Source organism: Kribbella sp. NPDC051587, assembly GCF_044453945.1.
Taxonomy (GTDB): domain Bacteria; phylum Actinomycetota; class Actinomycetes; order Propionibacteriales; family Kribbellaceae; genus Kribbella.
Map to the genome: position 1 here is coordinate 147,231 of NZ_JBITDE010000015.1, position 15,559 is coordinate 162,789.

A 15,559-nucleotide genomic window follows, 5' to 3' on the forward strand; every position below is an offset into this window, starting at 1 on the left:
CGGATGCAGACCAAGAAGGACCGGGTCCACGCGTACCAGACGCTCGTCGGGCGGATGGGCGCTGCACTGCTGCTGGGCGACACGAACTACGGCGAGGTGCCGGCCCGGCGCGCGCTGTTCGGACTGATCTTCGGTGTGGTGTTCGCGCTGTTCATCGGGGTGGCCGTCTGGGTTTATGGACTGATCAACCCCGGCGGCAACGTGGCGTGGAAGCAACCGGGAGTGGTCATCGTGGAGAAGGAGAGCGGTGCCCGGTTCGTCTACCGGGACGGCGTCCTGGTCCCGGTGCGCAACCAGGCGTCCGCGATGCTGCTGCAAGGGGCCGGGGCCAAGGTGAAGTCGGTCTCGCGGTCCTCGCTGAAGGACGTGGAGCGGGCACGGGGGATCGGGATCGAGAACGCGCCTGATCCGTTGCCGGCGGCAAATGCATTGGTGACTACGCCGTGGCTGCTGTGTCTGCCTGCGACGGGCGGCGTCGTCGTACCGGGGTCTGGACTGATGAGCATGAACGCCAATCCGGACGCTTCGAGTACTCGGCTGAGTGAGAGCGAGTACTTCTGGGTCGCGTCGCCTCGTGGTGAGCAGTACGTCGTACTGCAGGGTGTGAAGCTTCATCTGGACGGGCCGGCGGTGGCTGTTGCGCTTGGGCTCGGTACGGCGAAGCCGCCGACCGCTCCGGATGCGTGGCTCGCCGCATTGCCTGACGGTCCATCAGTTGCCCCGGCTGTGATCCCTGGGAACGGGACCGCCTCGGTCGGCGGCACGTCGTACCCGATCGGCACTGTCTTCCAGCAGGGCTCGAACTTCGTCGTACTGCGGCGGGACGGGCTGGCCGCGGTGTCGCGGACCGAGGCGTCGCTGCTGCAGGTCGCTCACGGCAGAGGTGCTGTCGCGATCGATGCGGCTGCGCTGGCTGCTGCACCGCGTTCTGCTGATGACTCGCTGACCAAGCGGCTCCCAGACCTGCTCTCGATGAGGTCGACGCCGACTGGGCAGCGGGCGTTCTGTCTGCGGCAGGAGCCGCAAGGAGCGGCTGTGATCAGCCAGGCGGTCACTACTGAGCGCAGGTTCGCGTGGTTTGGGATGAGCGCTGAGATCGGGCCCTACCTCAAGCAGGGCACTGGACTGCTCGCCGCCTCGGTCCCGGCGCCGACGGCCAAGGGCGCCAAACCGGACCGGTACCTGATCACCGATCAGGGCCTCAAGTTCCGGCTGTACGACGACGCCGCGATCAGCGCCCTCGGGTACGGCGGTGTGGTGCCGCAGCCGGTCGCCGCATCGGTGCTGGCCGCAATGCCGGAGGGGCCGGTCCTGAGCCGGGCCGCCGTGGGTGTGTTCGAGAAGGGACAGGGCTGATGAGGCTGTTGACCAAGGTGCATGATCTGGGCGCCGACCTGAGCATGGGTGGCCCGATGACCGGCAGCCCGATCGGCAATGCCTACGTCGTCCACCCGCGTGACCGGCTCCGCGACGAGATCCGGGACTTCGCTCTGGGGCTGGCCGCGGACCCTGAGCACGAGCTGGTGGTGGTCGACCTGCCGGCGGACAGCTCGATCCCGGTCTGGGAGTCGGCGGCCAGTCTGCTGCCAGGTCGCCGCCGCGGCATGCGGCTGGTGATCGGTGGGCGGTCCCGCGAGACGCTCGCTCTCGCCAGCCAGTGGCTGTCCGATCGGCTCAACCGAATGATCGTCGCACCCGATGGCGCGGTCCTGCCGGGGGTCGGTGGCTCGGTGTTCGTCGATGCCGGGTGGCTGCGCTTCCGGCCGGGGCGGACGCCGGAGCATTCGGGGAAGAGGTTCCCACGGCCGGTCTGGGAGAAGGCGTCGGCGCGGGTCGAGAGTGTGCCGACCACTGCGAGCAGTCTCACCGAGCCCCTGCCGTGCGGCGTCTGGCTGCGCCCGCGCGGTCCGGAGAGTGCTGTGCAGCCGTACCGCCAGTGGCTGGTCGAGACGCTGCCTTGCCAACCGGACGTGTACACGGTGGTGCTCGGATGTCCCGGCGGACCGTCGGTGACGTTGGACGACATCAAGCAGTTCTGGACCCGGCTGCCGGAGGAGCTGCGGTCGAAGCTGCGGCTGGTGAAGTTCGGTCCGATCGCACCGTCGTCCAACCGGATCGCCTACGGCCAGCTGATCGCAGACTCCGTCGGAGCCCAAATCATTTGCTACACGGGCGTTCCCGTCGGCTCCCGTCACCAGCCCGACGTCCGCCTCCTCCGCAAAGACGGCACCCTAGGCTGGAAAACCTCCCTCCAAGCCATGCGCTACACCCCCTCCATCCCCGGCGAAGTCCCCTTGCCTCCGACCCCCGCCACCTACCACCAACCGCTCTCCGGACTGCAAGAGCTAGCCCCAGCCGTCTACACCTACGCCGAAGACTCCGTCCTAGAGGTAGTCCAGTCCGGTCTGTGGCTCCGCCCACCCACAGTCGTCCCACGCGCTGTGGCAGTCCGAGCCCTCCAACCAGACGGCGCCCGCCACCTGGTGCTCGTAGGCGACGGCAACACCCAAGCCCCACCCCGCCTCCAACACCTGGCCACCACCCTCCTAGACCACCTGGACCCCGCCACCCGAGCCCTAACCACCCTCACCCCCGCCGAATCAGCAACCCCCGACCGCATAGAACTAACCGGCCCAGCCCCAGCCACCCTCACCCCTGCCGAGCCGGCGACCCTTGACCGCGCAGAACCAACCGACCCAGCCCAAGCCACCCTCACCCCTGCGGAGTCGGCGACTCCTGACCGGATAGAACTAACGGGCCCAGCCCCAGCCGCCTTCACGACCTCGCCCTCAGCTGGCCTCACAACCCCACCCCCGGGCGCCTTCACGACCCCAGCCCCAACTGCCTTCAGCACCCCACCCTCAGCCGGCCTCACCACCCCACCCCCGGGCGCCCTCACGCCCCCACCCTCAGCCGGCGTCAGCACCCCACCCTCTGCCGCCTTCACCACCCCAGCCCCAGCTGCCTTCAGCACCCCACCCCCGGGCGCCCTCACCACCTCATCCCCGGGCACCCCCGGCCCCGGTGTCGGGCCAGATCAGGTGGTGATGGCTCCGGCGACTGATCCGTCACTCGCGCTGGATGCGGTACCGCTCCGGCTGGAGTCCGCTCCGCCTGAGGTCCCGTCGGTTCTCACTCCGTCTGCTCCGGCACCCGCCGGCACCGCGCCCGCCGCCACCCCTCCCGCCGTCACCACACCCGCCGACGCGGCAACCGTCGTACCGGCACCAGCCGACGCGGCAACCGTCGGACCGGCCGGGCCGGGGCTGGCGACCGTCGTGCCGGCGCGTGCTGCGGCGGGGTTGCAGCCGACGCCGGAGGTGGCTGCGGCGGCGTTGGTACCGAAGCGGGGGTTGGATGAGGAGCGGGCGTGGTTGCGCCGGACGTTGGCGCGTGAGTACGCCGCGGTGGCCAACTCGGTCACGCGGGTGCTGTCGGAGCACCCCGGCTTCCAGGGCGCGCTGGAACGCTCGTCCGGGGGTGTACTGACCGACGCGGTCGCCATCCGCCTCTACCTCTCCGGTGAGGGCGACCACCTGGACCAGTTGTTGCGCTCAGCAACAGTCGGTCCACACGTCCCCTTCGCCCGCTGTGTCGTCTCGGGACTGAGCAGACTGCCCTCCCACCGCGGTGCGGCCGTGTACTCGACCTCGGTCGCACCCGAGGAGTGGCAGCTCTACCGCAGCCGCAAGCTCTTCACCGAGTGGGGTTTCGTCAACGCCCTCAGCGCCCCCTGCGCGACCCAGCAGCACGAACACGACGTGGACGTCGCAGTGTGGTCGATGACCGCCCGCCGGATGAAGCTGCTCGAACTCGACGAGCACCCGATCACCGACCGCGTCCTGTTCGTCCCTGGCACCAGCTTCAAAGTACTGGACCTCACCGAGCCAGCCGACGGACAACGCGGCCAGATCCTCCTACGTGAGCTCGCTGCTGGTGAGATCGACGCGTCCGGTCGCGTGGACAGCAACCGCGCCTCACTCGACGATCTCGCGCTCAAGTCCCTCCGGCGCTGCCTGGAGACCTGGGCGGGAGCCAAAGGAGAGCACCGCGTCCCACCAACAGCCGCCTCTCGCTTCGGCTTGCTGCCCGGTCTGGTGCGCGCCACACCCGCGTCGCAGAAGGAGAACTGATGAGCCGGCAGCTCCTGCTGGTCTCCGCCGACAGCCCTGGCGCGCACGCGACGATCAGCGCCGCACTCCGCGAGGCCGGTGACGGCGCGACCATCAAGGTCATGCCCGGTCGCTACGAGGAGAACCTCCTGGTGTCCCGGATGGTGACCATCACCGCTGAGGAGGGACCGGGCACGGTAGAGGTGATCGCCCGCACCGGCAGCGTGGTCGTCGTCACCGCAGACGCCGCTCAGCTCTCCGGTCTCGTCCTCACCTGTACCGACGAGAGCCTTGCAGCGGTCGACATCCGGCACGGCGAAGCAGCGCTGGACGACTGTCGAGTGGCGGGCGCTGCGTGGGCCGCCGTACTGGCGCGCGGCCAGGGCTGCGTCGTACTGCGTGGCTGTGCCGTCACCACTACCGGTGGAGCCGGCCTGGTAGTGACCTCGCCGATGCCAAGCCTGATTGAGGATTCTCAGATCACTGAGGTTTCGTCGTCCGGTGTGGTCGTGGCTGAGGAGGGCTCGCTGGTTCTCCGTCGCGTGACCGTGCGGAAGCCGGGCGGCAACGGCATCTGCGTGAGCGGTCGCAGTACGGCGGTCATCGAGGACTGTGAGGTCGTCGCGGCGGGGAAACCTGCGGTGGTGATCGAGCAGGAGGCGAGTGCGGAGATCCGCGACGTCACGGTCAGCGAAAGCACCGGTCTGGATCTCTACCTGTGCAGCACAGGCGATGTGGTCATCTCCGACTCGTCGTTCAGCGGTGCGGGTACACAGGCGGTGCACATTGCTGGAGGTGCTGCCCCACGGCTACGTGGTTGCCGGTTCGCGTCAGCCGGTCGCAACGCGGTCTACGTGACCGGTGGCTCGGCACCGCAGTTCGATGACTGCCGGGTGGTGGACAGCCCGATCGGTGTGCAGGTCGACGGGGAGTCCCGGCCGGTGTTCGCCAGGCTCCACGTCGAGGGAGCGGCACAGGGCGCCGTACTGGTTCAGGGCAAGTCACGGTTGGCCCTGTCCGACTCGGTCATCGACGCGGGTGATGCGGTTGGGCTGATGCTCGCTGACGATGCACGGGCCGAGGTGACTGACCTTCGGGTGAGTGGCTCGGCAGCGCGTCTGATCACGGTCGTGGCTGGTGCACATGGTGAGTTCACCTCCACTCTGTTGCGTGGTGGAGGTGTGTGGGCTGAGAGCGCGACGCTGACGATTCAGGACAGTGAGGTGGTCAGCCCGGCCGCGGATGGGATTGGCGTGGGCGCGGGCGGCGTTGTACAGGCTGTCCGGTGCCGGGTGCGCTCAGCACAGCGCCATGGCGTGCATCTGCTCAGCGGAGCCCGTGGTGAGGTACGGGGCTGCGAGATCACCGACTGCTTGGGCGACGGCGTCCTGGTCGACACCGACGACGCGACTGTCACCGACTGCACGATCACCGGTAGCGGCGACCGCCCGGTCCGTGGTGAGCCCGAGCCTGTGCAGGCTCGGGCGGTCTCCACTGACCCGTCGTCGATCGGCGATGCGATGGGGGCTGCGCTGGAGGGACCGCTGGCGGAGCTCGATACGTTGATCGGTCTTGATGGTGTGAAGCATGAAGTACTCGGGTTGATCAACCTGATCAAGATGACTCAACTTCGGCAAGAGATGGGCCTGCCGATGCCGCCGATGAGCCGGCACCTCGTCTTCGCCGGACCACCCGGCACCGGCAAGACAACCGTCGCCCGCCTGTACGGCGCTGTGCTGGCTGAGCTCGGCATCCTGGCGCGCGGCCACATGATCGAGGTCGCCCGCGCCGACCTGGTTGCTCAGTACATCGGCGCGACCGCGATCAAGACAGCCGAGGTGGTGAACAGCGCGATGGGCGGCGTGCTGTTCATCGACGAGGCGTACTCGCTGGCCAGCCAGTCCGGTGGCACCGGTCCGGACTTCGGGCTGGAGGCGATCGAGACGTTGATGAAGATGATGGAGGACCATCGCGACGATCTCGTGGTGATCGTCGCGGGCTACTCCGAGCTGATGGAGCAGTTCCTCGAATCGAACCCCGGTCTGAAGTCCCGGTTCTCGCGCACGATCGAGTTCCCGAACTACAGCGTCGAGGAGCTCGTCACGATCGCCACGAACCTGTGCAACAAGCACTACTACGAGCTGACCGACGATGCGGTCGACGCGCTCACCGACTACTTCGAACGCGTGCCGAAGAACGACACCTTTGGCAACGGCCGGGTCGCCCGCAAACTGTTCGAGGCCATGGTGAACAACCAGGCCTCGCGACTCGCGCTCGAGCCGCCGTCGAAGGACACCGAGCTCAGCAGGCTGACCGGCAAGGATCTGGCGAGTGAACTGGCCGCACTGGGTGAGGTGGCGCCGCGCGCGGCTGCACCGGATGCAGACACCGACCCGGTGGCCGCCGTACAGGCAACGCTGGGCTGGCAACGGCTTGCAGCACTCAACGGTCTGGAGGGCGTGCGGGACGCGGCGGGTCGCCGGCTGATCGAGCTGTGTGGGTTCAAGAAGGGCCTGGGCAAGCAGGCGAACCTCATCCTGTCCGGGCGCCGCGGACTCGGCCGCACAGCTGTCGCAACCCACTACGCACAGACTCTGGCCGAGCTCCGCCTGGTGCCCAGCGGCCACCTGACCCACCGGTCGATCGGCCACGACCTCTGCCCGCGCTGGCCCGGCCAAGCCGCCAGCCTGGTGGCCGCCGCCTTCGAGGACGCGAACGGCGGAGTCCTCCTGCTGGACGCTGACGGCGAGTGGCTCTCTGACCTGCCTGAGGTCCGCACCGAACTCTTGGACGCTCTAACTGACGCCATACAACGCAATCCGGCCGGTCCGGTCGTTCTGCTCTCCGGCGACCTCACCTCGCTGCACCGCCTCCCCAACACCTTTGGCGAGTGTTTCGCCGACCGCTGGGAGTTCAGCGAGTACACCGTGGACCAGCTGACCGCACTCGCCGTACAGCAGCTCGCCCGCCGGGGCCACCGCGTCCCAGACGATGTGGCCGCAGCCCTGCGAGACCTACTCGCCGTAGGCCAGCCCACCGCGTGGGACGCCCACCGCCTCGCGCACCAGTTGGCCACGACTGCAGCCTCACCCACGCTGGCGGCCGCCGACCTGCAGGCGATCACTCGCTCGCTCCGGCCGGCCCGGCACGAGGGCCTCACCTCGGTCGGCTGAAAACCGGTGGACACGGATGTGACGATGCAAGGCATGTACGCGTTTTTCTTTCCGGCGGCCTGACCGGCCGCCGGTTCGGTTGAGGCCTTTGGCCCGAGAGCCGGTGATGCGGGACTGACCAGCTGGTCGCTCCCGATTGCTCACCGGGAGAAAACGCATGCCCTTGGTGCTTGTGCGCACTGTGTCGGGGTTGGAAGGTCTGGCGGCTGAGGAGATCGCTGCCGGAGGACATCGAGTGGTCGATGTGTCGAAGAGACAGTTGATCATCGAGGCCTCGGACGAGCTGCTGGGTAGGCCGCCGCGGTTGGCGGATGACGTGTTCCTGGTCCGGGACGCCGTACCGGATCCGGGGCGGACGAAGGACGGACTGCGGTCAGTGTCGTTGACAGCACAGGCGCTGGGGCCGTTTGCGGTGTCGGCGTCGTTCGTCGGCGAGCGGAACTTCAATCGGTACGACGTTGAGGATCACGTGGGCGCGGTCTTGGGCGGTGAGTACCATTCACGCCGTGATGGGGCTCGTCCGCCGGCTCAGCGATCCGAGTGGCGGGTGGTGCTCGACGGGAAGACGATGTGGATCGGAGTGCGCCCGTACGACGTACCGCTGCACCGCCGCGCGTGGAGACAGCGAACCGTCGTCGGCAGCCTGCATCCGCCGGTGGCCGCGGCCATGGCGCGGCTGGCCCGTATTGAGCCGGGCATGCGAGTGCTGGACCCGTTCTGCGGTGCCGGAACCCTGCTGGTGGAAGCACACGCGCTAGAGCCGGCAGCGTCGTACCGAGGGATCGACCGGCGGGCTGAGGCGGTTGCGGCCGCGCGGGCGAACTCGGCCGCCGTACAGGTGCAGCTGGGAGATGCGGCGCGAGTGAGTGGTCCGGTGCACCGCATCGTCACGAATCCACCCTGGGGCGTGCGACTCGCGGTGGGCGACCTCACGCCGTACTGGCGGGCCTGGCGACGGGTGCTGGCACCGGACGGAGTGGTGGTCGCGTTGCTCAGCCAGGAGCAGGCCGCACTGCTGGAAACGAGCTGGACGGTGCAGGCGGCGTACGACCTCAGTGTGGCTGGGCGACATCCGCGGATCGTTGTGCTGACGCCGCAACGCATTTAGGTTGCAGCGTGCTGTGACCGACGTCACCATGGGACGCAAGGTCAAGGGGGAGTCGGATGAGCACGTCCGGTGAGGGCAAGACACTGATTCAATCCGTCGATCCGAGGCGGCTGGCCGGCTCGGCGATCGTGGGCACGCTCACGTTGGAGGCGATCCTGCTGTTCTCGGCGGGCGCCACCAACGCGTTCACGGCTCGGCAGGTGCCCAGCCACGTGTTGGCGGTGATCGTGGGAACGCTCGGAGGTTGGATCTTCGAGCTGTTCCGCCAGCTGCTCACTGCCACGTCGAACTCGCTCAACGAGCTGGGCCGGCTCAACGCGAGCCTCGGCGCGTTGACCGAGCGCATCGACTATCAGGAGACCGCCCTGGGCATGCTGACCAGCTGCCCGCGCCACAACGACGCACTGTCCAAGCTGATCCGCTCCTCGATGAGCGACAACTTCCGGAACATCCCGTACGTCGGTCCGGCCGCGTACCTCGGCTATCTGCGCAGTGCGATCGAGCACTCGGACGGGTACGAGGGGATCCAGCGGAACACGCTGCGCTGGTACAAGGACGAGCGCGGGGCGACGGCGTACCTGATGGAGCTGAAGAGCAAGCGGATGAAGTTCAAGACGCGGCTGTTCGTGATCGACGACGACCAGGCCGAGCAGATGGAGAGCGATCTGGCCGACGAGGAGCTGCTGGCGTACTACTGGGAGCACACCGGTGACGTGGCCAGCTACTGGATCACCGTCTCGGACTACCGGCGCAACTACCCCTCGCTGATCATTCCGCGCGACTTCGCCCTCTACGACAAGACGCTGCTGATCACGTACGACGAGGGCAAGCAGATCCTCGGCTTCGACGTACTGGATCCGGGGCATTCGCCGCAGGGGCAGATCTTCCGCACGCTGTACGAGCTGACCCGGCACGAGGACGCCGCCTTCCGCCGCGTTCCGTCCCTTCCGGAGCGCCGCCTGAGCGCTTGAGGGGCGTGAGGGACAATGGTCGGTGATGACGCTGACCGAGAAGTTGCCGGAGACCGCTGAGCCCGACGCGCTGTACGACGCGTTCGCCACCTGGGTGGGGGAGCAGGGGATCTCGCTGTACCCGGCGCAGGAGGAGGCGGTCATCGAGGTGATGACCGGATCGAACGTGATCCTGTCCACCCCGACCGGGTCCGGCAAGAGCCTGGTGGCGACCGGTGCGCACTTCGCGGCGCTCGCCCACGGCGTGCGGACCTTCTACACCGCGCCGATCAAGGCGCTGGTCTCGGAGAAGTTCTTCGCGCTGTGCGACATCTTCGGCGCGGACAAGGTCGGCATGCTGACCGGTGACGCCTCGGTGAACGCGGGCGCCCCGATCATCTGCTGTACGGCGGAGGTCCTGGCCAACGTCGCGTTGCGTGAAGGAGCCGCGGCCGACGTCGGCCAGGTGGTGATGGACGAGTTCCATTTCTACTCCGAGCCCGACCGCGGCTGGGCCTGGCAGGTGCCGTTGCTGGAGCTGCCCAACGCCCAGTTCGTGCTGATGTCGGCGACGCTCGGCGATGTCGAACGGTTCAAGATCGACCTGTCCCGCCGTACCGGCAAGCCGACCGCGATCATCTCGTCCGGCGAACGCCCGGTCCCGCTGGTCTACAAGTACGTCACCACGCCGTTGCACGAGACGCTGCAAGAGCTCCTGGTGACCAACCAGGCGCCCGTGTACGTCGTGCACTTCACGCAGGCGTCGGCGCTGGAACGCGCGCAGGCGCTGACCAGCATCAACGTCTGTACGAAGGAAGAGAAGGACAAGATCAAGGAGCTGATCGGGCATTTCCGCTTCAGCTCCGGCTTCGGCAGGACACTGCAGCGGTTGATCATGCACGGGATCGGCGTCCACCACGCCGGCATGCTTCCGAAGTACCGGCGGTTGGTCGAGCAGCTCGCACAGGCCGGCTTGCTGAAGGTCATCTGCGGTACTGACACGCTCGGCGTCGGCATCAACGTCCCGATCCGGACGGTGCTGCTGACCGCGTTGAGCAAGTACGACGGTCGCCGGCAGCGCATCCTCAAGGCGCGTGAGTTCCACCAGATCGCGGGCCGCGCGGGTCGGGCGGGATACGACACCTCCGGCACCGTCGTCGTACAGGCGCCGGATCATGTCGTGGAGAACGTCCGGCTGATGGCGAAGGCCGGTGACGATCCGAAGAAGCAGCGGCGCGTCCAGCGCAAGAAGCCGCCGGAGGGTTTCGTCACCTGGGGCGAGGACACCTTCGACCGGCTCGTCGTCGCCGAACCCGAACCGCTGCAGTCGCGGATGCGGGTCAACCACGCCATGCTCCTGAACGTGATCGCCCGCGACGGTGACGCGTTCGCGAGCATGCGGCACCTGCTGCAGGACAACCACGAGGACGCGAGGTCGCAGCGACACCTGATCCGCCGCGCGATCCAGATCTACCGCACGCTGCTGACCGCCGGTGTGGTCGAGCGGCTCCCGGAGCCCGACGAGTTCGGTCGCTACCTGCGACTGACCGTCGATCTGCAGAAGGACTTCTCGCTCAACCAGCCGCTGTCGACCTTCGCGCTGGCCGCACTCGACCTGCTGGATCCCGAGGATCCGTTGTATGCCTTGGATGTGGTGTCCGTGGTCGAGGCGACGCTCGAGGACCCGCGCGCGATCCTGATGGCGCAGCTGCACCACGCCAAGGGCGAGGCGGTGCAGGGGATGAAGGCCGACGGCATCGAGTACGACGAGCGGATGGAACTGCTCGAGGAGATCAGCTGGCCGAAGCCGCTCGAAGAGTTGCTCGAGGCAACTTTGGACATCTACCGCCAGACCCACCCCTGGATCGCCGAGGCCGGCCTGTCGCCGAAGTCCGTGATCCGGGACATGTTCGAGCGGGCGATGACGTTCGGCGAATACATCCAGTACTACGGTCTCGCGCGCTCCGAAGGGATCGTCCTGCGCTACCTCAGCGACGCCTACAAGGCGCTGCGCCAGACCGTCCCGCCGGACAAGACGAACGAAGACCTCACCGACCTGATCGAATGGCTCGGCGAAGTCGTCCGCCAGACCGACTCCAGCCTCCTCGACGAATGGGAAGAACTCACCAACCCCGTCACCGCCGAGGTCGAGGTCACCCCCCAGGGCCCGCGCCGCATCACCCTCAACACCCGCGCCTTCCGGGTCCTCGTCCGCAACGCCATGTTCCGCCGCGTCGAACTCGTAGCCCGCCACCGCTGGGCCGAACTGGGCCAACTCGACACCGACTCCGGCTGGGACGCCGCCCGCTGGGCCGAAGCCGGTACGGCGTACTACGCCGAACACGAGGTCCTGAACACCGGCCCGGCCGCCCGCGGTCCGGCCCTCTTCATGGTCGAAGAACACCCCGGCTACTGGGAAGTCCAGCAGATCATCGACGACCCCGAAGGCAACCACGACTGGCGCATCAGCGCCTCCGTAGACCTCGCCGCCTCCGACGAAGCCGCCGACCTCTCCCTGGAAATGGTCTCCTTCAAACCCCTCTAACAACGTCCGAACGCCCGCACACGGCCCCTCCGCCCCTTCGGACGTTACGCACGCTGTTGGGTTAACGTCCGAATGATTGGAGTGCGTGGTCGGCGTGTTTTCGGACGTTGGCTCGGCTGGATGCGGTCGGGTCGCTTTGCGGATGTCTGCTGCCTACGGTTCCGCGAAGCTGTGGCTGGGGCCGACTCGGCCGCCGGGGGCGGTCGACTGAAGCCTGCGGGTGGCGGTGGTCTGTGGCTGAGGTGGATGGTGCGGTCGGCGACCGCGGTTCCCGTTGCTTGTAGTGAACGGGCTGTGGCTGAGGTCGTGGTGCGGTCGTCGGTTAGGTGACGGTCGCGGGGGCTGGGGTGTTTTGCCTGTCGATTCAGGTCAGTTTCGTTCCCCGTCCACCGTCCACCCATGCGGCCGCAGTTGGCGAGCGGGGGGTCGGACAGGTTGTTTCTTGTTCAACCCCACCGGCAGCCGTGCGCACCCCCGACAGCACCCGCCGACGGGAGGGTGGGGGTGGAGGTTCGCTGGGTGGTTGGGGAAATGGGGTCGCGTGGTGGGGTGCTGGGCCGAATACTGCTGTGCATGGGTGATGGGGTGCACAGTCCGCGGAGTGTTGCGGAACTGCTCGACGGGATCGCGCGAGGTCGGCGGTACCGCTATGTGACGTTCTGGGGGCACCGCCCTCGTCGGCCCGGAGCCGTTGACGCGAGTTGCTTCAGCCAGTGGTTTCCTGCGGCGTTCACTGTGGACGACGTCCGCTATCCGACTGCTGAGCATTGGATGATGGCCGGCAAGGCACGGCTGTTCGGTGACGACGCGGCGCTCGAGGCAGTGCGTGGGGCGCGGAGCGCCGGAGCTGCCAAGGCTGCCGGCCGGGCTGTGCGCAATTTCGATGAGGAGACCTGGCGGCAGCACCGGATGGAGCTGGTGGTGGACGGTTCGATCCACAAGTTCAGCGCCCATCCGGAGCTGCGTGACTATCTCCTGGGAACCGGTTCCCGCGTCCTGGTCGAGGCCAGCCCGGTCGATCGCGTCTGGGGCATCGGCCTGGCGGCGAACGACGAGGCGGCGTCGGTCCCGGCTCGGTGGCGGGGGAGCAACCTGCTGGGGTTTGCGTTGATGGGGGCTCGGGATTACTTGGTGGGCCAGGGGACGTCTACTTCTACTTCGGCTTCGTAGTCGATGCCGGGGACGTCGAAGCCGTAGAGCTTGCGGATTTCGGCGTGGAACCACTCGTGGTCGGCGAGGGTGGCGATGGTTTCGGGGGTGACGGACTGCCAGGCGGCGTGGACGGCGGACTGGGTTTCGGGGGTCAGTTCCCAGCGGTCCAGGCGGATGCGGTTGTCTTCGTCGAGGTCCAGGGGAGTGGCGCCGGTGAGTTGGGACCAGAGGCTGACGGACTGCTCGATGGGGGTCTGCATGGCGTCGCCGAGGGTTTTGTGCAGGAGGCTGGTGTAGAGGCCGATGCCGGGGATGGCGGAGGAGGCCTGGGTGACGGCGGCGCCGTTGACCGAGGTGTAGGCGGTGACGCCGTTCTTGGCCAGGGTCAGGGCGGTCTGTTCGAGGTCGGCCTTGGCGGCGCCGATCGAGCCCTGGCGGTAGATGGCGCCGGTGATGTCGGAGCCGATGTAGGTGAGGGCGACGGTGCGGAAGCCCTCGTTCAGGAGGTCGCGCTCCTGCAGGGCGGTGATCCAGCGGGACCAGTCCTCACCGCCCATCACCTTCACGGTCTGGGCGAGGTCGTCATCCGACGCCGGATCGACGGTGACCTCGGTCAGCTGCGGCTCGGCGCCGTCGTACGCGAGGGACTTGGTGGTGTACGGCTCGCCGATCGTCTTCAGTGCGGACTGGTAGGTCTCGCCGGTGCGCGGGTCGGTACGGCGTGGGGCGGCGACGCTGTAGATCAGGTGGTCGATGCCGCCGAACCGCTCGGCGATCTGGTCGAGGACCTCGGTCTTCGTGGTGTCGGCGAAGGCGTCGGCGTTCACGAAGCTGAAGTCGCGACCGAGCTCGGCCGCCAGCGCGGCGGTCTCGGCCGTCCGGTACCAACCAGCTGTCGCCGTACGACGGGCGGTCGCGTCCTTCTCGAACGCGATCCCGATCCCGTCGACGCCGAACTGCGCCAGCCCGGCGATCGTCGTGGCCAGCCCGTAGCCCGAACTGGACCCGATCACCAACGCGACCCGGCGTTGCGCCGGACGAGGCTCGACGGCGGCGGCCAGGTCTCTGACCACCTGGACACATCCGGCCGGATGCGAGTCCAGGAACAGGAAACCACGGCCTACTGGCTTGACCACGCGCTCACTCATGCCAGGACCCTAACCCGCCGATCGGCGTTACCGGCCAGGAGTTCCGCAAGAGTGCCGGGAAAATGCCGGCTCAGTTCCAGTACACGTCCGCGTCGTCGGGCTCGACCGTGACATCGGCGCCGAGGCGGCGCAGGTTGCCGGCGAAGTCGGTGTAGCCGCGGTGCACGTGGTGCGCGGCCGAGACCAGCGTCTCGCCCTCGGCCGCGAGGCCGGCCAGCACGAGTGCGGCGCCGGCGCGGATGTCCGACGCGACGACCGGTGCCCCGGACAGCCGCGGTACGCCGCGGACCACCGCGTGGTGACCGTCGGTCTGGATCTGGGCGCCGAGCCGGGTGAGCTCCTGGGCGAACGTGAACCGGCCCTCGAACAGATTCTCGGTCACCATCGCCGCGCCGTCACTCAGCGCATTCATCGCGATGACGAAGGCCTGCAGGTCGGTCGCGAAACCGGGATACGGCAGCGTGACCACGTCGACCGGCTTCGGCCGGTCGTCCATCCGGACCCGGAAGCCCGGGTTCAGGACCTCGATCTGCGCACCGGCCTTGTGCAGCTTGTCCAGCGGCAACTCGAGGTGCTCAGCGTGACCGTTCGTGATGGTGATGTCGCCCTTGGTGATCGCTGCGGCGAAGGCCCAGCTTCCACTGACGATCCGGTCCGGTACGACGACGTGCTCGACCGGCTTGAGCAGCCCGCTGACCCCGGTGATCTCGATCCGCGGTGACCCGGCTCCGTCGATCTGTGCGCCCATCGACACCAGCAGCGCCGCGATGTCCTGGATCTCCGGCTCACGCGCGGCGTTCTCGATCACCGTCGTACCGCGGGCCAGCACCGCCGCCATCATGATCGTCTCGGTCGCCCCGACGCTCGGGAAGTCCAGCCAGACCTCGGCGCCGTGCAGCCCCTGCGGAGCCTCGGCGATCACGAAACCGTGCTCGATGTGCACCTTCGCGCCCATCGCCTCCAGGCCGGCCACGTGCATGTTCAGCCCGCGCGAGCCGATGTTGTCCCCACCTGGCAGCGCGACCTCTGCACGGCCGCAGCGGCCCAGCAGCGGGCCCAGCACCGAGATGGAGGCCCGGAGCTTGCGCACCAGGTCGTAGTCGCACTGGTAGCCGATCTCGGCCGGTACGGCGATGGTCGCGACCCCGGCGTCCGCATCCACGGTGACCGAGCAGCCCAGGGTGTCCAGCAGTTGCGCCATGAACGTGACGTCGAGGATGCCCGGCACCTGCCGCAGCGTCGTCGTCCCCTCCGCCAGCAATGCCGCCGCCATCAGCTTGAGCACGCTGTTCTTCGCCCCAGCTACCTCCACAGCTCCCTCGAGCCGTGCCTCACCCGCGATCCGAAACCGTTCCACTGGTCGACTGTAGC

General features: G+C 68.0%; 9 protein-coding genes. 7 read left to right on the forward strand and 2 right to left on the reverse strand.

What is annotated here, in order from left to right; translation table 11 throughout:
• Positions 1–3 precede the first annotated feature (3 nt).
• The 7 genes from eccB (at position 4) to ACIA49_RS36485 (ending at position 13,058) form a co-directional block, all read left to right on the forward strand.
• The gene (gene eccB / locus ACIA49_RS36455; RefSeq protein ID WP_396382837.1) at positions 4–1,356 is read left to right on the forward strand and encodes a type VII secretion protein EccB; all 1,353 of its coding nucleotides are present in this window, start codon (positions 4–6) and stop codon (positions 1,354–1,356) included.
• Positions 1,356–4,133: a hypothetical protein gene (locus tag ACIA49_RS36460; protein WP_396382838.1), complete on the forward strand. Its 2,778-nt coding sequence runs from the start codon at positions 1,356–1,358 to the stop codon at positions 4,131–4,133. The genes eccB and ACIA49_RS36460 overlap by 1 nt, the downstream gene beginning before the upstream one ends.
• Positions 4,133–7,285, forward strand: a complete 3,153-nt coding sequence (locus ACIA49_RS36465; RefSeq protein WP_396382839.1) for a right-handed parallel beta-helix repeat-containing protein — start codon at positions 4,133–4,135, stop codon at positions 7,283–7,285. The genes ACIA49_RS36460 and ACIA49_RS36465 overlap by 1 nt, the downstream gene beginning before the upstream one ends.
• 157 nt (positions 7,286–7,442) lie before the next feature.
• Entirely contained in the window at positions 7,443–8,393 is a 951-nt protein-coding gene (locus ACIA49_RS36470) for a methyltransferase domain-containing protein (RefSeq protein WP_396382840.1), read from the forward strand.
• Positions 8,394–8,449: 56 nt separating this feature from the next.
• The gene (locus ACIA49_RS36475) at positions 8,450–9,364 is read left to right on the forward strand and encodes a hypothetical protein (protein WP_396382841.1); all 915 of its coding nucleotides are present in this window, start codon (positions 8,450–8,452) and stop codon (positions 9,362–9,364) included.
• Positions 9,365–9,389: 25 nt separating this feature from the next.
• Complete coding sequence (locus ACIA49_RS36480; protein ID WP_396382842.1) at positions 9,390–11,888, forward strand: DEAD/DEAH box helicase; 2,499 nt, start codon at positions 9,390–9,392, stop codon at positions 11,886–11,888.
• Positions 11,889–12,461: 573 nt separating this feature from the next.
• Positions 12,462–13,058, forward strand: a complete 597-nt coding sequence (locus tag ACIA49_RS36485) for an NADAR family protein (RefSeq protein ID WP_396382843.1) — start codon at positions 12,462–12,464, stop codon at positions 13,056–13,058.
• On the opposite strand, the gene fabV is transcribed toward ACIA49_RS36485, so the two are convergent.
• The gene (fabV, locus tag ACIA49_RS36490; protein WP_396382844.1) at positions 13,013–14,188 is read right to left on the reverse strand and encodes an enoyl-[acyl-carrier-protein] reductase FabV; all 1,176 of its coding nucleotides are present in this window, start codon (positions 14,186–14,188) and stop codon (positions 13,013–13,015) included. The genes ACIA49_RS36485 and fabV overlap by 46 nt on opposite strands.
• A gap of 70 nt (positions 14,189–14,258) precedes the next feature.
• The gene (gene murA / locus ACIA49_RS36495) at positions 14,259–15,545 is read right to left on the reverse strand and encodes a UDP-N-acetylglucosamine 1-carboxyvinyltransferase (RefSeq protein ID WP_396382845.1); all 1,287 of its coding nucleotides are present in this window, start codon (positions 15,543–15,545) and stop codon (positions 14,259–14,261) included.
• Positions 15,546–15,559 lie beyond the last annotated feature (14 nt).

Excerpts from the sequence above, each read along its gene's own strand:
- eccB (WP_396382837.1), top strand. The coding sequence starts at position 4 with ATGCAGACCAAGAAGGACCGGGTCCACGCGTACCAGACGCTCGTCGGG.
- ACIA49_RS36460 (WP_396382838.1), top strand. The coding sequence starts at position 1,356 with ATGAGGCTGTTGACCAAGGTGCATGATCTGGGCGCCGACCTGAGCATG.
- ACIA49_RS36465 (WP_396382839.1), top strand. The coding sequence starts at position 4,133 with ATGAGCCGGCAGCTCCTGCTGGTCTCCGCCGACAGCCCTGGCGCGCAC.
- ACIA49_RS36470 (WP_396382840.1), top strand. The coding sequence starts at position 7,443 with ATGCCCTTGGTGCTTGTGCGCACTGTGTCGGGGTTGGAAGGTCTGGCG.
- ACIA49_RS36475 (WP_396382841.1), top strand. The coding sequence starts at position 8,450 with ATGAGCACGTCCGGTGAGGGCAAGACACTGATTCAATCCGTCGATCCG.
- ACIA49_RS36480 (WP_396382842.1), top strand. The coding sequence starts at position 9,390 with ATGACGCTGACCGAGAAGTTGCCGGAGACCGCTGAGCCCGACGCGCTG.
- ACIA49_RS36485 (WP_396382843.1), top strand. The coding sequence starts at position 12,462 with ATGGGTGATGGGGTGCACAGTCCGCGGAGTGTTGCGGAACTGCTCGAC.
- fabV (WP_396382844.1), bottom strand. The coding sequence starts at position 14,188 with ATGAGTGAGCGCGTGGTCAAGCCAGTAGGCCGTGGTTTCCTGTTCCTG.